14 protein-coding genes are annotated in these 17305 nt (G+C 64.2%); 2 read left to right on the top strand and 12 right to left on the bottom strand.

Translation table 11 applies throughout. The annotated features are described in order from the left end of the window. Nucleotides 1–184 precede the first annotated feature (184 nt). A complete protein-coding gene (gene galU, locus LB525_RS03240) occupies nucleotides 185–1090 on the top strand; it encodes a UTP--glucose-1-phosphate uridylyltransferase GalU (RefSeq protein WP_224543405.1) in 906 nt (301 codons plus the stop codon). Nucleotides 1091–1248: 158 nt separating this feature from the next. Here galU and LB525_RS03235 read toward each other — a convergent pair whose 3' ends face one another. Continuing rightward, a complete protein-coding gene (locus LB525_RS03235) occupies nucleotides 1249–3030 on the bottom strand; it encodes an outer membrane beta-barrel protein (protein WP_224543404.1) in 1782 nt (593 codons plus the stop codon). A gap of 158 nt (nucleotides 3031–3188) precedes the next feature. On the opposite strand from LB525_RS03235, the gene LB525_RS03230 reads away from it, so the two are divergent. Next, nucleotides 3189–4190, top strand: a complete 1002-nt coding sequence (locus LB525_RS03230) for an SIS domain-containing protein (protein WP_224524194.1) — start codon at nucleotides 3189–3191, stop codon at nucleotides 4188–4190. Nucleotides 4191–4245: 55 nt separating this feature from the next. Here the strand turns inward: LB525_RS03230 and LB525_RS03225 are convergent, their stop codons facing one another. From LB525_RS03225 to LB525_RS03175, 11 genes are all read right to left on the bottom strand, one after another. After that, nucleotides 4246–4710 carry an NfeD family protein gene (locus LB525_RS03225; protein ID WP_095766329.1) on the bottom strand — a complete coding sequence of 155 codons (465 nt, stop codon included), beginning with the start codon at nucleotides 4708–4710 and terminating at the stop codon, nucleotides 4246–4248. 20 nt (nucleotides 4711–4730) lie between these two features. Next, the gene (locus LB525_RS03220) at nucleotides 4731–5681 is read right to left on the bottom strand and encodes an SPFH domain-containing protein (RefSeq protein WP_224543403.1); all 951 of its coding nucleotides are present in this window, start codon (nucleotides 5679–5681) and stop codon (nucleotides 4731–4733) included. Between the two features lie 135 nt (nucleotides 5682–5816). Continuing rightward, nucleotides 5817–6881, bottom strand: coding sequence for a ferrochelatase (gene hemH, locus LB525_RS03215; RefSeq protein WP_224543402.1), 1065 nt, complete (start codon nucleotides 6879–6881; stop codon nucleotides 5817–5819). A gap of 145 nt (nucleotides 6882–7026) precedes the next feature. Next, nucleotides 7027–9162, bottom strand: coding sequence for a bifunctional metallophosphatase/5'-nucleotidase (locus tag LB525_RS03210; protein WP_224543400.1), 2136 nt, complete (start codon nucleotides 9160–9162; stop codon nucleotides 7027–7029). Nucleotides 9163–9352: 190 nt separating this feature from the next. Then, nucleotides 9353–9727: a hypothetical protein gene (locus LB525_RS03205; protein ID WP_095766333.1), complete on the bottom strand. Its 375-nt coding sequence runs from the start codon at nucleotides 9725–9727 to the stop codon at nucleotides 9353–9355. A gap of 188 nt (nucleotides 9728–9915) precedes the next feature. Continuing rightward, a complete protein-coding gene (locus LB525_RS03200; RefSeq protein ID WP_224543398.1) occupies nucleotides 9916–11361 on the bottom strand; it encodes a homospermidine synthase in 1446 nt (481 codons plus the stop codon). A 132-nt stretch (nucleotides 11362–11493) separates the two neighbouring features. Further along, nucleotides 11494–12429 carry a heme-dependent oxidative N-demethylase family protein gene (locus LB525_RS03195; protein ID WP_224543396.1) on the bottom strand — a complete coding sequence of 312 codons (936 nt, stop codon included), beginning with the start codon at nucleotides 12427–12429 and terminating at the stop codon, nucleotides 11494–11496. Nucleotides 12430–12468: 39 nt separating this feature from the next. Continuing rightward, nucleotides 12469–13131, bottom strand: coding sequence for an aminotransferase class IV family protein (locus LB525_RS03190; protein WP_224543394.1), 663 nt, complete (start codon nucleotides 13129–13131; stop codon nucleotides 12469–12471). Continuing rightward, nucleotides 13080–14225 carry an aminodeoxychorismate synthase component I gene (locus LB525_RS03185; protein WP_224543392.1) on the bottom strand — a complete coding sequence of 382 codons (1146 nt, stop codon included), beginning with the start codon at nucleotides 14223–14225 and terminating at the stop codon, nucleotides 13080–13082. The genes LB525_RS03190 and LB525_RS03185 overlap by 52 nt, the downstream gene beginning before the upstream one ends. Nucleotides 14226–14377: 152 nt before the next feature. Continuing rightward, entirely contained in the window at nucleotides 14378–15082 is a 705-nt protein-coding gene (locus LB525_RS03180; RefSeq protein ID WP_224543390.1) for a proton-conducting membrane transporter, read from the bottom strand. 353 nt (nucleotides 15083–15435) lie between these two features. After that, nucleotides 15436–17274 carry a M3 family oligoendopeptidase gene (locus LB525_RS03175; protein ID WP_224543388.1) on the bottom strand — a complete coding sequence of 613 codons (1839 nt, stop codon included), beginning with the start codon at nucleotides 17272–17274 and terminating at the stop codon, nucleotides 15436–15438. Nucleotides 17275–17305: the final 31 nt, after the last annotated feature.

Genomic DNA, 17305 nt, shown 5'->3' with positions numbered 1-17305 from the left:
TAGCATTTGGTTTACCATAGGTCCCGCGGGGAACGAAAAGAGGTGTCGCGGCTTTAGTTCTCACGTTCACTGCTCGCCCTTAATCCAACATTCCGGCGTGAAAATGATTTCCGTCGGGAAATGTTTGGGGATTGCGGAGCGTGCCGCCGAGCGGATAATTGGCTGAAACGCAGGGGGTGTCAGCATGAAGCGCGTTCGCAAGGCAGTTTTCCCGGTCGCCGGCCTCGGCACGCGGTTTCTTCCGGCCACCAAGGCCATCCCGAAGGAAATGCTCACCGTCGTCGACCGGCCGGTCATCCAATATGTGGTCGATGAGGCACGCGAGGCCGGCATCGAGCATTTCATTTTCGTGACCGGACGCAACAAGGCGGTCATCGAGGACCATTTCGACGTACAGTTCGAGCTGTATGACACGCTTGCCCAGCGCGGCAAGGACGATCAGCTCGCCCGCCTGCAGCGGCTGCAGCCGGCGCCGGGACAGACGAGCTTCACGCGCCAGCAGGTGCCGATGGGCCTTGGCCACGCCGTCTGGTGCGCCCGCGAGCTGGTCGGCGAGGAGCCGTTCGCCTTGCTTTTGCCGGACATGATCATGCAGTCGGAAAAGAGCTGCACGAGGAGTATGGTCGAACTCTATGCCGAGACCGGCAACAACATCGTCGCCGTGCAGGAATGCGATCCGGCGGAAGCGCATAAATACGGCATCGTCGGCCGCGGCGAGGACGCGCATCACGGCTTCCGCATCACCGGCATGGTGGAGAAGCCGAAACAGGGGACCGCGCCCTCCAATCTTTACATCAACGGCCGCTACATCCTGCAGCCGGAAATCTTCGGCATCCTGGAGAGCCAGGAGCGTGGCGCCGGCAACGAGATTCAGCTGACCGACGCGATGCTGAAGCTGGAGAAAGAGCAGCCCTTCTACGGCTATCACTACAAGGGGCGCACCTTCGATTGCGGCTCGCCGGAAGGTTTCGTCGAGGCCAATGTCGCCTTCGCGCTGTGGCGCAGCGACATGAGCGGAAGCATGGCGGGCGTCGTCCGCACGCTGCTGGACGAGGTGCGGCCAGTAGAGCGGCGCGGCGCCGCGTCTTAGCCTATGCCGATATTCAGGTGAGGCCGGTCTGCGAACGGCAGTTTCCTGCGCTTCCGGTGCTCACGTACTTTGAGTACGCTCAGCTCCGGTTCTCGGAAGCCACCGTTCTCGACTCGGCCTGACCTGAATCTCGGCATAGGCTTGGCGGTTGCTGCCCTTCAGCGCTGGACCTTCAGGCCGAGATAGACACTGTTGGTCGTATAGTCTCGGCCAGGCAGATTGCTGGTCAGCTTCTCCGTCCTTACCCTGGTGGTGACCCCGGCATAGCGGTTCAACCACCAGGTCAGCCCGGCCTCGGCGCTCAGGATCAAATCGTGGCCGTCGGAGCCGGTGTAATCGCGCCAGTCGAGGCCGAGCGCCGAGTTCGCCGTCAGATTGGCGCGGATCTGGCGCTCGCCGGTCAGACGGCCGGAGTAGAGGATATCGCCGCTCTCATTAGCCGTTGTGGTTGTTTCGACCCTGGTCTTGCCGGTCAGGCCAATAGTAGTGCCGCGCTCGGGCGACCATTTGAGGTCGGCATCGATGCTCGGACCCGCTACCGCCGGAAGGCGGTTGTCGTCGATCGCCTCACGCAGCCAGCCGACGGAAAATTCGCCGGACAGCTTCTCGCCCATGTCGAGCTCGAGCGCGGCCCGCGCACCAAGCCTGGTCGAGGATCGCTGGAAGCCGTCGGTGTCGACGCGCAGGTCATAGAGGCGCCGCCCGGCCTCGACTTCCGTGAACGGCGTCAGCGCCGGCGAAATCTCGTAACCGGTGCGCAAGGTTGCCGTGTAGAGCGTGGAGTCGCGGTCCTTCTGTGAAACGGTGGTGCCGTCGGAGAGCTCGGCATCGCCGTAGAAATCATGCGAGACCGCGCCGGTCAGCGCGTAGCGCATCTTGCCGACACTCTTTTCGAGACCGACGCTGCCGTCGACGGTCTGGCGCAGCGGCTGTTGGGTGACACCGGCGATCGCATCCGGCGAGGAGGCCGATTCTGGCGCGGCCTCGTAGCCCAGCTTGGCGATAGCGCGCAGCTCGTTGTCGAGGTCAACATTGAGCTGGCCCTCGATACGGCCCTGCGCGTCGTTAATCTTCTGGCCAGAGACGGTATTGCGGAACTGGCCGTAGCCGGTAATCAAAGCCGAATTCTCCCGCCAGTCGGAGGTCGCGGTGAAGCGCAGCGCCGTCTCGGACAGAACCGCCGATTTGCCGGTGCTGCTGGAATCGGCGTTGGAGGTCGCGGTGAAGCCCTGCTCGAGTGTCGGCCGGAAGAGAAAGGTGCCGACCTTGATGCCCGGCGCGGCGAAGGGATCCTCCTCCGGTTTGACTTTCAGGCCTTCGATGGAGGCGGTGCGCTCCTGACCGGGGTCCAGCTTCTGCTTGTCGACGCTATCGATGGTGACGGTACGGCGGTTGCTGCCGTCTTCATCGCCGGTGGCGGTGGCGTCGGTCCGGTTGCCTGTGCCGACGGTCGCGGCGGTGGTCGTGCTGTCCGTCGCTTCGCCGGTTTTCTTCTTGGCCTTTTTCTCGTCGGCGGTCTTGGCGCCGGCTTTGGCGTCCTGAGCACGCTGCTTTGCCGTCGAAGGTCGGCGGGGTTTTACCGGAGCCTTCGTGACGGCCAATGGATCGTCCGTTGCCTGCGGCTGATCGAAGATGCTGTCCGTCGCGCCCGCCGTCTGATCGTCATCGGGAACGGCGCCGGGGCTTGACGGCTGGTAGGTCGTCGATGCCGTGTCCTGGACTGCGGCGGGCGGGGTCTGACCCTGCGATCCCCGCGCCCGCCTGGCCTTGCGCTGCTGGTCGGCGAGTATGGCCGATTCGGAGACCTCGCCGCGCAGCTCGGTTTCCTGCGAGAACGCCGGCGCGGGACGCAGCAAGGCAAGTGCGCTTGCCGTCAGCAGCAGTGCTGCAACGGCAAGGCCCTTCCGACCGATTTTCGTTTCTGGCTGGCCCCCGGACATCGTCACCACTGCTTGCGCGGCGCGGTTGCGCCATACTTACCGAACCGTAAATGCGGATGGTTAACGGAGGGTTGAGAGAGCCGCCTCTGGGCCCCCAATCGCAGGTTGAAGGCAATTCCGTTGGACAGGGGCGCGGCAAAGCGCTAATCGCTTGCGCCATGCATGCGGGGTCCCCAGAAAGAAAGCAGCCGGACAGGCAGGCCGTGATCGAATCGGCGCTGAGAACGGTGGCGACGGAGCAGACCGGCGTGGCGGCCCTCGCCGCCGCGCTCGCAAACGGGCTGACCGAGCCTTTTGCCGCCGCGATCGACCTGATCTCGCGGATCGAGGGCCGCGTCATCGTCACCGGCGTCGGCAAGAGCGGCCATATCGGCGCAAAGATCGCCGCGACGCTTGCCTCGACCGGCACGCCAGCCTTTTTCGTCCATCCCGCCGAGGCCAATCACGGCGATCTCGGCATGATCGCCAAGGACGACGCCATCATCGCCATGTCGTGGTCGGGCGAAAGCAAGGAATTGATGGGCATCGTCGCCTATTCGAGGCGTTTTTCCATCCCGCTGATCGCCATTACTTCCGGCGAGAGCTCGGCGCTGGCGCGTGCGGCCGATGTGGTCTTGCTGCTGCCGGTCGTGCCCGAGGCTTGTCCGCACGGGCTGGCTCCGACGACATCGACGCTTCTCCAACTCGTACTGGGCGACGCGTTGGCCATCGCTCTGCTCGAAGCGCGGGGCTTCACGCCGGATCACTTCCGAACCTTGCACCCCGGCGGGCAGCTTGGGGCCAATCTGACCCTGGTGTCGGAGATCATGCGGACCGGCGATCAGGTGCCGCTCGCCCTGCTCGGCACCAAGATGCCGGAAGCGGTGATGACGCTGTCGCAGAAGAAAGTCGGGTGCGTCTGCATCGTCGATACGAGCGGCAAACTGGTCGGGATCGTGACCGACGGCGACGTTGCACGCAATCTGCATCGCAATCTGGCCGACGTGACCGTCGATGAGGTCATGACCCGCACGCCCAAGACGATCGATCCGCAGACGCTGGCGGGCACGGCGATCGCCATGCTCAACGAGCACAATATCGGCGCGCTGGTCGTGACCAAAGACAAAATGCCGGTGGGCGTGGTTCACTTCCACGACCTGCTGCGCATTGGCGCAGCTTAGCCACGCCCTTTCCTGGAATTGCCTTAGTCCCAGCCCGTCCGATACCTGTCTCGGGTCAGGCCGCCTCGACCGTCAGCTCCAGGTCGGTGTCGGCGGCGCCGACAACGCGCACTTGCGTGCCGGCAGGGAGGTCAGGACCGGAAACGCGCCACAGCGTGTCGCCGAGCTTGATGCGGCCGCGGCCGTCCTTGATCGGCTCGGCCAGCGTCGCCAGCTTGCCCACCATTTGCGCGCCGCGGCGGTTGAGCAGCGGCTGGTCGGCATCGTCGTGGCGCCCGGCCATCAGTTTCTTGCCGACGAAAGCCGAGATCAGCGACAGGATCAGGAACGCCAGCACCTGCACCTGCCAGGTCCAGAAAGCGGCGTCCCATATCGCCAGCGACACGGCGCCGACGATGAGCGCGGCGATGCCGATCCACAGCATGAAGACGCCCGGCGCGACGATCTCCATCACCAGGAGCACGAAGCCCAGAACCATCCAGTTCCACGGGCCGAGTTCGGAAACGATACGGTCGAACATGGGAGCAGCCTCCTATGATCTCAGGTTTCGTTCGGCCGAACCAGCGGCGGGCGTGCGGCCTGCCGCTGCGCGCCGGCCGTACCTTCACTCCTGAAAACTTCCTTGGCGATCTCGCCGATGCCGCCGAGCGTTCCGATCAGCGACGAGGCTTCAAGCGGCATCAGCACCACCTTGCTGTTCGTGGCCGAGCCGATCCTGGTCAGCGCCTCGGTATATTTCTGGGCGATGAAGTAGTTGAGCGCCTGCACGTCGCCCTTGGCGATGGCTTCCGACACGACCTGCGTCGCCTTGGCCTCCGCTTCGGCCGAGCGCTCGCGCGCCTCGGCGTCGCGGAAGGCTGCTTCCCTGCGGCCCTCGGCCTCAAGGATCTGCGACTGCTTGAGGCCTTCGGCGGCCAGGATCTGGGCGCGCTTGTTGCGCTCGGCCGTCATCTGGCGGCCCATTGATTCGATCAGATTGGCCGGCGGATTGATGTCCTTGATCTCGACGCGGGTGATCTTGATGCCCCACGGATGCGCCGCCTCATCGACGACGCGCAACAGGCGCTCGTTGATGGCGTCACGGTTGGACAGCAATTCGTCGAGGTCCATCGAGCCCATGACGGTACGGATGTTGGTCATGGTCAGGTTGAGAATGGCGTTCTGCAGCCCGGCCACCTGATAAGCGGCCTGCGCGGCATTGAGGATCTGGTAGAAGGCGATGCCGTCGACACCGACGATGGCGTTGTCGCGGGTGATGATCTCCTGCGTCGGCACATCGAGCACCTGCTCCATCATATTCATCTTGGCGCCGACGCGCTCGAAGATGGGGTTGATGATGTTCAGGCCAGGCGTCAGCGTCTTGGTGTACCGGCCGAAGCGTTCCACCGTGTAATTATAACCTTGCGGCACCGTCTTGATGCCTTTGAAAAGAAGGATGATGACCAAGAAGACAAGAACAATGATGGCAATATCGAAACCGCTGAAGCCCATTTCGTTTCTCCCTCAAAAGGCGGCGACCTCACGGAATCACTTAAGTGTGTTTCCGCAGCGTTACAATCAGGTGATCGGGAATATTGGTTAGCGAAGGCTTTTGCGCACCGGTTTCGAGCCTGTCGGTGAAACAGGTCACACCCAGCCGGAAAGCTCGCGCCGCGCCAGCGCTTCGATGACCGCCATGCCCTCGGCGCCGTCGTTGAGGCAGGGGATGTGCGCAAAATTCTCGCCGCCGGCGTGATGGAAGGTTTCGGCCGCCTCGCGGCCGATCTCGTCCAGCGTCTCGATGCAGTCGACGGAGAAGCCGGGATTGACGATGGCGATCGATTTCACGCCGTCCTTGGCCAGTTTCTCGACGGTGACGTCGGTGTAAGGCTGCAGCCATTCCTGCGCGCCGAAACGCGACTGGAAGGTGGCGATGAGCTTCTTCTCGTCCCAGCCGAGCCTTGCCCGCAGCAGCCGCGTGGTCTCCAGGCAATGCGCCCCGTAGGGATCGCCCTTGTCGGAATAGGGCTTGGGGATGCCGTGATAGGAGGCGATCACCACCTCCGGCACGAAGTCGAGGGTCGCCAGATGCTGCTCGATCGAACGCGCAAGCGCGTCGATATAGACCGGTTCGTCATAATAGGGCGGCACGCTGCGGATCGCCGGCGCGCGCCTGATCTTCATCAGCGCGCGGAACAGCTGGTCGTTCGCGGTCGCCGTCGTCGTCGCCGAATATTGCGGATAGAGCGGAAAGCTGAGGATGCGGTCGCAGCCCTGGTCGACCAGCTTCTGAGTGACGCTTGCCGTCGAGGGATTGCCGTAGCGCATCGCCCAGTCGACCACCACATCGGGCAGATCGGTAAGTGCGGCGGCCAGCTTCTGACCTTGAGCGCGGGTGAAAGTGCGCAGCGGCGATTCGTTCATCTCCCGGTTCCAGATACGGGCGTAGTTGGCGCCGGATTTTTTCGGCCGGGTCGTCAGCACCAGTCCATACAGGATCGGATACCAGATCGCCTTGTTGAGCTCGATGACGCGCGGGTCGGAGAGGAATTCGCGCAGGTAGCGCCACATCGGCCGGAAGTCTGTGCCGTCGGGCGTGCCGAGATTGACCAGCAGGACGCCGATCTTGCCCGGCCTGACCGGCGCGGCATGCGCCGGCGGCAGGCCGACGGCCTTTGCGGCTTTGGCATCGGTGGGGTCGGCAACGGTCATCAACAATCTCCGGTAGCGCCGCGGAACCTAGCGATGCCCTGCCGGTTTTCAATGCTGCGTCTGGCCGCACCTTATCGCGTCAGGACCTCAAAAAGGAACACCCGCCCGGTTGCCCGGACGGGTGCGATCAGTCCCGGCCCGAGCGTTACTTCGCGGCAGGCGGAATGGTCAGCGTCGCGCCGAGCGGCAGGCGCCGCGGCTTAAAGTCCTTGTTGGCTTCGGAGATGAGCTTCCACTTGGTGGCGTCGCCATAGGCTTTCTTGGCCAGGTCCCAATAGGTATCGCCGGCGGCAACGGTGTGGCTGGTCTCGGCCGGTTTCGCTTCGGCCTGCGTTGCCTGCGCCGGCTTGGCCGGCTCGGCTGCGGGAGCAGGCGTTGCCGGGGCGGTCTCGGCGGGCTTTGCCGGTTCCGCGGCCGGCGCCGCGGGCGCGCTCTCTGCCGGCTTCGCGGTCTCGGTGGGCGCGGCCGGAGCGGTTTCAGTAGAAACCGCCGGCGGCGTGCCGGCAATGTCGCTGGAACCGGAAGGCGGAGCCGGCATGGCGGGCTCGCCGCTTGCCGGCGACGTCTCGGCTGGTTTTGCTGCCCCGTTCGCAGGCGCCTGGGTGGCGGGGGCGGTCTCGGCAGGCTTCGCCGGTTCCGCAGGCTTGGCCGGCTCGGCCGCCGTCGCCGTTGCCGCAAGCTCGGTGATGCGGCCGTCGAGCTTCGGCGTGTAGGGACGGTGGGCGCCGAGATAGTCGGCCACCACCTGCTCCAGGCCTGGGCCGTAGTCATAGGCGTCGGTCGCCTTGTCGGCGAAAACCTTGTAGCCGTCGCCGCCCTGGCGGACGTAGTTGTTGGTGGCGACGAGGTACAGCTTGTCCGGGCTGATCGGCGTCCAGGCGCCGTTCTCCATCACCTCGACCGATTTGACGCGGCCGGCATTGGGCGCGACGGATCTGTCGAAGGAATATTTGATGCCGGCAACCTGCGGGAAGCGGCCGGCGCCGTCCTCGATTTGGCTGAGGCCGTTTTCAAGGCCCGCAACCAGGTCCTTGCCCGAGATCTTGAAAGTGGCCAGCGTGTTCTGGAACGGCAGCACGGTCAGCACCTCGCCCATAGTCACTGTGCCCTGGTCGATCGAGGCGCGCAGGCCGCCGCCATTGGAGATGACGATTTCGACGCCCTGGCCCTTGGTGCGGTCGAGAATGGCGTCGGAGACGAGATTGCCCATCTCGCATTCGCGCGCGCGGCAATTCTCGCGGCTGCCGTCGATGGCCTTGGTGGTCTCGGCCACCTCCTTGTTCTTCAGCGCCTCGATCGGCGCGCCGAGCTCCTTGATGCGGGCAAGAACGGCGGGATCAGGGGTGATCGACTTGTCGAGATAGATCGGCGCGCCGCTCGCCTCCTTGACGACGCCGTTGTCGTCGAACACGACCTTGAACTCGCCGAGATATTTCGAATAGGACGCCGCCTGCACCACCGGCACCTTGTAACCGTCGGGGTTGTCGACCATCGTCGGGTACGGTCCCTCGGCCTTCGGGTCGGTGTTCGACAGAAGCGTGTGGCTGTGGCCGCCGACCACCACGTCGACACCCGGGATTTTCGCTATGACGTCGCGCTCGCGCCTGTAGCCGATATGGGTGACCGCGATGATCTTGTTGATGCCTTGTGCCTTGAGCTTCTCCACCTCGGCCGTGATCGACTTGACATCGTCGGCGATGGCGATGTTCGGGCCGGGCGAGGCGAGTTCCGGCGTGTCGTTGGTGATGGCGCCGACGATGCCGATCTTCTGGCCACCGACCTCGACGACGATCGAAGGCTTGATCTTGTCCTTGGCGCCGGACTTGTCGTTGGGCACGACATTGGCGCTGACGATCGGGAATTTCGCCTTGTCGAGATAGGGAACCAGCGCGGTCTCGCCGTCGTCGAACTCGTGGTTGCCGAGCGTTACCGCGTCGGGCTTGATCTGATTGAGGAATTCCTCTTCCGCCGCACCCTTGTAGGTGATGTAGAACAGCGATCCCTGGAAACTGTCGCCGGCATTGAGCAGCAGCAGGTTCTGGCCTTCGAGCTTCTTGCGCTCCTGAGCGATCGCCGTGATCAGCCGGCCGGCGCCGCCGATGCATTCGCCCTTGGTCTCCTCGTCGGCGGAGCAGGTCGACTCGTATTTGTTGTTGCCTTCGATGCGGCTGTGCCAATCGTTGAAATGCAGGATGTTCAGCGTGTAGTCGGCAAAAGACGCGCCTGCCGACAGGCCGAGCGCCGATGCCGACAGGGCTAGGATCGCGGCAATCTTCTTCATCTTCGTCTCCCGGATAAGCTGACTTCGAATATGCTTAGCGCCCTCGCTTGACTGGAAAATAACAGTCAGCTCCGGTCATGTTCACATCGGGTTCCGTTCGATGCAAGCACAAATCAGGGAGATGTTTGCCGGCACAAAAAAGGACGGCGGCTTGCGCCGCCGGCCCTGTCGGCTGACGATTTGCGAACGCTCAAGCTCGGCGCGTCAGCACGAAATTCTGGCCGCTGGCGCTGGTGCAATTGAGTTGGCTGATGGAGACCATCAGGCAGTTGAAGCTGACCGGCGTCTGGCGGATCAGCGAGGTGCCGTGGATCTCGACCGAGGTCGCTCCGGTCATGGTGTAGCTGCCTTCCGACAGCTTCTGGCCGGTGTCGGTGGCGACGGTGGTGAAGCTGCCGGCCGCGAAGGTCGACAGGCCGGTGCCCTTGGCGTCGATCCAGTTGCCCTCGACGCCCTTCGGCGCCGCCATCGAAGGCTGGTCCGCGGGGCCGGTGGTGGTGCAGGCGGCCGCAGCCAGAAGGCTTGCCGCGGCGCCTGCCGAAAGCAGTTTGCGCGCAATGGTCATTTTGAAAATCCTCTCCTCAGTCCGCCGATACTCAATCGCCCGATTTCCGGGCGATTGCAAGGCGCAGAGGGAGAGCGTCTCCACCGTTTCACGGAACGGGCGAACAGCTCTATCCCCTTGTTTTCACGCAAATCCGGACGGAAAACCGTTTCACACTTTTCCTCGAATTGCTCCGGTAGGTCCGGCTGCTATCGGACCAGAATGTTGCGGAACTGCCACGGGTCGTCCTTGTCCAGGTCCTCGGGGAAGAGACCCGGCCGGTTATCCAGCGGCGTCCAGTCGGTGTAGTAGCCCCTGACCGGCCCGAGATAGGGAAGTTGCACTTCGAGGCAGCGCCGGTAGTCCATCTCGTCGGCCTCGACGATGCCGGCGGTCGGGTTCTCCAGCGCCCAGACCATGCCGGCGAGCACAGCCGAGGTGACCTGCAGGCCGGTGGCGTTCTGGTAGGGGGCGAGCTTGCGCGCCTCGGCCAGCGACAGCTGCGATCCATACCAGTAGGCATTCTTGTCGTGGCCGTAGAGCAGCACGCCGAGCTCGTCGACGCCGTCGACCAATTCGTTCTCGTCGAGCACGTGGTGGACGGGCTGCGACTTGCCGGCGGCGCCGAACATCTCGTCCAGCGACAGCATGGCGTCGTTGCAAGGATGGTAGGCGTAGTGGCAGGTCGGGCGATACTGGACCTTGCCCTTCTTCGAGCGCACGGTGAAGAAGTCGGCGATCGAGATCGACTCGTTATGCGTCACCAGCAGGCCGTATTGCGCGCCGGGCGTCGGGCACCAGCTGCGCACGCGCGTGTTGGCGCCGGGCTGTTCCAGATAGATCGCCGCTTTGGAGCCGTGCTTGTGCTTCTTGCCGTTCTTAGGCATCCAGTTTTCATGCGTGCCCCAGCCGAGCTCGGCCGGCTGCAGGCCCTCCGAGATGAAGCCTTCGACCGACCAGGTGTTCCAGAACACGTTCATCGGCTTCGGCTTCTTCGTGCGCTGGGTGTCGCGCTCGGCGATATGGATGCCCTTGACGCCGGCCTTCTTCATAAGCCTGGCCCAGGCCTCGCGGTCTTCCTGCGCGGGCTCGGAAAACTCGAGACCAAGATCGGTGGCGAGGTTGACCAGCGCCTTCTTGACGAACCACGAGACCATGCCGGGATTGGCGCCGCAAGTGGAGACCGCCGTCGGGCCGCCCGGCTTGTCTTGCTTTTCCTTGATCATCGCCTCGCGCAGCGCATAGTTGGTGCGGCTGGCATTATCGGCCTCGGTATCGAAATAGAAGCCGAGCCACGGCTCGACGACGGTGTCGATGTAGAGCACGCCTAGCTTGCGGCACAATTTCATCAGGTCCACCGAGCCGGTGTCGACCGACAGGTTGACGCAAAAGCCCTGGCCGCCGCCATTGGTCAGAAGCGGCGTCAGCAGCTTCTTGTAATTCTTCTCGGTCACCGCGTCCTGCATGAAGGTGATGCCGCGCTCGTCGAGCAGCTTGCGGTCGGTGTCGCGCGGGTCGATGACCGTCATACGCGACTTGTCGAACTTGAAATGGCGCTCGATCAGCGGCAGCGTTCCCCGCCCGATCGAGCCGAAGCCGATCATCACGACGGGACCGGTGATTTCACCGTAAACGGGCCAGTTTTCGTTCGCCATTTTTTCGCACACTCCTTCAAACACGCGCAAAACCGGGGCCTTTTGCCCGACGGCCAAGCGCTACAACCACAGATCATTGTCATAAACCAGCGAAAAGCACCAACCGCCGGCCAGGCCCGGCTAGCACCTTGGTTAAGGCGTGCAGGCCATGCCGCTGAGGAATTCGACCAGCCGGTCGCGGTCCGCGGTCAGGCCCTTATAGTCGAGTTGTTGCTGATCCAAGGCCAGGAGCTGCTCCGCGAAGGAGACGGCGAGGGCTGCCCGTTCAGGATGGCGAATGAGCAGCTTGAGCGGATCGAGATGGATGCGGATGGTGAAGAGGATGTCGCGCGACAGGGGAAGCTTGCGCAGAGTCTGGCGTTCGACGCGGATGAAGGCGTGGGCGTCGACATCGCCGTCGGCGAAGCGGCTCGGGCGGTTCGTGGCGCGGTCGATGCGTTCGACATTGGAGAGCGGATGATAGAGCGCATCGTCGGCTTGGATCGACCAGTTGAAGCGCTCGACCGCCTGGCCCTGCAGGCCGTCGAACATGCGGTTGATGAGCTCGGCCGGCCGCGTGCCGGGCCCGAATCCAGGCACCGGTTTGTGAATCTCCTGCAATGGCTTGCCGAATTTTTCCTGCAGCGACCAAGACGAAGGGAAGCAGAGCGAGCCGGCGGCGAGCCGCCAGCCGTGCTCGCCGCGGCGCATCAGGATCAGATCTTCCTGGACGAGCAGCGAAGCCTTGGCCAGCGGCGCCTCGCGCAGGGCAGGAGGCAGCCTGTCGCTTGCCGTCTCGAAACCGATCGGCTCGACATCCTCTCCGTTGCGACGATGCGTGCCGGGATGCGCGGCTTCGAGATGCGCGACGAGCAGGTCCAGCACTTCGCGCTGAGCCTCGCTTGTGCCGTCTTCCTCGACAAAGACCTTTTCCGGGATTTCCCCATAGAGCCGTTGCTTCTCGGCCAGATGCGGCAGCAGCAATTCATCGACCTCAATCCAGCGGTCGAAGTCGAGCGGCTTCAGCCCGATGGTGAAGAGTTTCGAGGACCCGTCATAGGGCGTGTGGGTCGGCTGGCGGATGGTCATGCCTGTTTGGGTGCTATCCAGTTTATGTCTCCGGCGCGGTCAGCCAAGCCGCGCCGGGATCAGCCCGCGCAGCGAGTTGCCGACGAAGATCGCCTTCGCCGCCTTCAGATCGTCGAAGCTGTAGATCGCTTCCACGGCGCGGCCTTCGTCCAGAAGCGCGCCGCGCAATATTCCAGGCAAAAGGCCGCAGTCGAGCCGCGGCGTGGCAAGCGGGCCGTCGCCGAAGTCGGCGAAGAGATTGGTGATCGTGCCCTCGCAGAGCTCGCCGCGCTCGTTGGCCAAAACCACTTCGTCGGCGCGGGTGGCGAGATATTCGGCGCGCGCCTGCGCGTAGACCTGGCGCAGGCTTGTCTTGTGGCGCAACAGCGTGTTGGCCGAATCGAGACGGATCCGCGCCAGCTGCAGCCGCCAGACCTTGTCGGCGGGCAGCGGTTCATAGACTTGAGCCGCGGCCGTCGCTTCGCCATTGCGCTGCAAGGCAAGACGCACGCGCAAGGCAAGCTTGTTCCCGCCGACGGCGTTTGAAAGCACCTGGCCGATCCGTTCAGGGTCGCAGGTGAAGCCGAGTTCGGCGGCGGAGGCGTAAAGCCTCGCAAGGTGGCGCTCGAAGCGCAGGAAGCCCGAGCCAGGCTCCCAGCGCATGGTCTCGATCAGCTCGAAGCCGGCACCGTTCCCGTCGCGAAGCGCGCTTTCAACAGGCACTCCCGATACTCCTCCTCGGCGGTCGAATCGAAGACGACGCCGCCGCCGACATTGTAGACGGCCTCGCCGTCGGCAAAGAGCGAGATGGTGCGGATCGCCACCGAAAAACGCATCCTGCCGCCCGGCGCGATCCAGCCGATGGCGCCGCAATAGACGTCTCGCGGCGCATCTTCCAGCTCATGCAGGATTTCCATGGCACGGATTTTCGGCGCGCCGGTGATCGAGCCGCAAGGGAAGAGCGCGGCGAAGATTTGGCGGATGCCGATACCAGGCAAAAGCCTTGCCCGCACGTGGCTGACCATCTGGTGCACCGTCGGATAGGTCTCGATGCGGAACAGTTCCGGCACGTCGAGCGTGCCGACTTGGCTGATCAGCGAGATGTCGTTGCGCAAAAGGTCGACGATCATTCGGTTCTCGGCCTGGTTCTTCTCGTCGTTGCGCAGGAAGGCCTTCAGCCGGGCGTCTTCGGCCTTGGTCGCGCCGCGCGGCGCGGTGCCCTTCATCGGATGCGTCTCGATCATGCCGTCGGCATCGATCTCGAAGAACAGTTCGGGCGAGCGCGACAGGACGATCGGATCGCCGAGCGAGACCAGCGCGCCGTATTTCACCGGCTGGCGTTCGGTGAGCGCGTCGAAGGCCGCAAGCGGATCTCCGGACCACTGCGCACGGACCGGAAAGGTGAGGTTGCCCTGATAGCAATCGCCCTTGCGGATGTGGTTGTGAAGGCGCGCGAAACGGCCAGCATAGTCCTCGGCCGACCAGGCTGCGCGGGCATCGAAGATTGGACTATTGCTGGCTGACGCCCGTGACTGCGGGACCTCCTCCTCGTCCGGCGCATCGAATACACCGAGGCAAACCAACGGCGCGCGGCGGCCATCGGGCAGCAGCGGCACCAGTTTCGGCTCGAGCAGGTAACCTGCTTCGTAGGAGAAATAGCCCGCCAGCCATTTGCCGGAGTCGGAGGCGGCCTGGGCCCTTTCAAGCGCAGGCCCGAACTCTTCAGCCTCGTGCGCGACGATGATCTCATCCGGCCGATCGAAGACCAGCTGACGAGCGGTCGCGTCGTTGCGGAAAATGGCTGCGGGCAGGGACATAAGCCTCGGATGCGGACAATTCAGCCGACCGCTCTATATGGGGGTTCGGCGTGGCGCAATCGAGGGAACGGCGTCGAACGGCGTAAAGGCGGCTGGGCCAAAACAAAGACGGCGCCCGTGAGGACGCCGCCTTGCTTCAACAAGCGGATTGTTCAGCTGTTGCTTGCGGTTCCGGCCGTCGGGAACTGGCGGGCGAATTCGGCCTCGTTGCCCGAAGCCAGCAATTTCGCCTGCTCGATCCACTTTTCACGCGCGATGCGGCCGTCGAAATTGAGCACCTCCTCGATGCGTTTGACGTCGGCGGCGGTCCAGGCGGCGATCTGGGCGTAGGTGGTGACGCCCTGGCCTTTGAGCAGCCTTTCATTGACCGGCCCGATGCCGATGAGGCGGCGCAGATTGTCTGCCTTGCCGGACGCGGCCTGCGGCGCTGCCGCCTTCTTTGCCGCGGGTGCTGCCGTCTTCTTCGGCGCGGCGGCTTTGGCCGCCGGCTTCGGTGCCGCTGCAGTCTTCGTTGCGGCCGGCTTCTTTGCAGCGGCGGGCTTTGCGGGCCCGGCCTTTGCCGCCGCCGATGTCGTCGGCATCAGCGCCGACGGCGCCGGCGTGGCGGCCTTGTCGGCGCCGGCCTTGGCGGAAGGCGTGTCGCGCAGCCGGCTTTCGAGATCGGCGCGGGCACGGCCGCTGGCGTCGAGCTCGCCCTTCAACCGATCGCTGTCGGAGCGCAGCCTGTCGCGCTCGCTTCGCGTGCGGTCGAGATCGCCACGCACGCTGTCGAGGTCGCCGCGCAGACGGCCCCAGATGAACCAGCCGACCAGGATACCCACAACGAACGCCAGGAGCATGTAGAAAAAAGTGCTCATTTCCCTCTCCAGTCCGATCTGTCGGCCGAGGCCCGGAAAGGCGAGCTCACGCCAGGGATCGTCAAAGGTTCCGTGATCGGCGCAATCGCCGGCTTCAATCGAGCCATCGGCGTTGGCCTTGTCCGAAGCCGACGGCCGTCATCGCATTCGCCGTAGCGGCGCGACCAGCCATCTCTGGCCTGCGCGATGCGTCCGGCTGAGCTTGAGGCCGGACGCTATCATATGGCTTGTCGAAAGCCAGTTGAAAAATGCGCCGGAGAGTTATTCAAGAACAGCTATTTAGGGCAAGAATAGATTCTTGCTAATATGCGTCTTGGCTAAACTATAGCTGCCGATGCGCCCTTCGTTGCTGTTCACCTCTCGAGCGCTTCCAACTCGTCGATCAGCGATCCGATCACGCCAAGGCCGATCTGCCAGAAAGCGGGATCGGTGGCGTCGAGGCCGAAGGGCGCCAGAAGCTCCGAATGATGCTTCGTGCCGCCGGCGCGCAGCATCTCGAAATACTTCTCCTGAAATCCGCGCTCGGCATTCTGGTAAACGGCGTAGAGCGAATTCACCAGGCAATCGCCGAAGGCATAGGCATAGACGTAGAAAGGCGAGTGGATGAAGTGCGGGATGTAGGTCCAGAAGACCTCGTAGCCCTCGCGCAGCTTGATCGCGGGCCCCAGGCTCTCGGCCTGCACCTCCAGCCAGAATTCGCCGAGCCTGTCCGAGGTCAGCTCGCCGTTCTTGCGCTCGGCATGCACCTTGCGCTCGAACTCGTAGAAGGCGATCTGGCGCACGACGGTGTTGATCATGTCCTCGACCTTTTGGGCGAGCATGGCCTTGCGCTCGCGGCGGTCAGCGGTCTGCTCGAGCAGCGAACGGAAGGTCAGCATCTCGCCGAAGACGGAGGCGGTCTCGGCCAGCGTCAGCGGCGTCGAGGCCATCAGCGCGCCCTGGCCGGCGGCCAGCACCTGGTGCACGCCATGGCCGAGCTCATGCGCCAGCGTCATCACATCGCGCGGCTTGCCCATGTAGTTCAGCAGCACATAAGGATGCGCCGACGGCACCGTCGGATGGGCGAAGGCGCCGGGCGACTTGCCCGGTCGCACCGGCGCGTCGATCCATCTGCGATCGAAAAAGCCGCGGGCGATCTCGGCCATGTCGGGCGAGAAGCGCTGATAGGCGGAAAGCACCGTGTCCCTGGCGTCGTCCCAGCGGATCACCGCCTGCGGCGTCTCCGGCAGCGGCGCGTTGCGGTCCCAGTGGTTCATCACCTCCATGCCGAGCCAGCGCGCCTTCATCGCGTAATAGCGATGCGACAGCCGCGGATAGGCTTCGCGCACGGCCGCGGTCAGCGCGTCGACGACGTCCCGCTCGACGCGGTTGGCGAGGTGGCGCGAGTCGGCGATGTCCTGGAAGCCGCGCCAGCGATCGGAGATTTCCTTGTCCTTGGCTAAGGTATTGGTGATGAGGGTGAAGGTGCGCAGGTTCTTGCGGAAGGTCGCCGCGAGCGCCTCGGAGGCACGGCGGCGAACCTCGCCATTGGCATCCTGCAGTCGGTTCAGCGCCGGCTCGAGCGTCAGCTCCTCGCCGTCGACGTCGAAGCGCAGGTCGGTCATCGTCTCGTCGAACAGGCGGTTCCAGGCGCCCCGCCCGGTGACCGACTTTTCGTGGAACAACTGCTCGACGCGATCCTCGAGCTGGTAGGGCTTGTCCTTCCTGAGGTCGAGCACCCAAGGCCGGTAGTGGCCGAAGTCCTTGTCGGCGGCCAAGGCGTTCTCGATCGCCGCATCGTCGATCAGGTTCAGCTCGAGCGCGAAGAACAAGAGATGGGCGCCGGCGTCCGTCATCTTTTCCTGGACGTCGCCATAGAGCTTGGCGCGCTGCGGATCGGCGGTGTTGCCGGCATAGACGAGCCCGGCATAGGAGACGATGCGGCCGATCAGTTCCTCGAGCGCCTCATAGGTTTTCAGCGCCTCGCCAAGCCGGCCGGCGCCGCCGCGCCCGGCCTCGGTGGCCAAAGTGCCCTTCCAGCGGGCCTCGAAGGCGATGGCGTCGCTGGCCGCCTTGGCGATGTCGCGCTTCAACTCGGGCGCTTCCATGCTCGAATAGAGATCGGCGAGATTCCACTCCGGCAAGTCGCCAAGCTCCGCCGCGCCCTGGCCCGACGCTGGGGCCGCAAGCCGCCGACCAAACATCATGCGCATCGACAATACCTTCTTTGAACCAAGGCCAGAA

Source organism: Mesorhizobium sp. CA16, assembly GCF_020165175.1.
Classification (GTDB): domain Bacteria; phylum Pseudomonadota; class Alphaproteobacteria; order Rhizobiales; family Rhizobiaceae; genus Mesorhizobium.
This window is presented reverse-complemented; position numbering and strand designations above follow the sequence as displayed.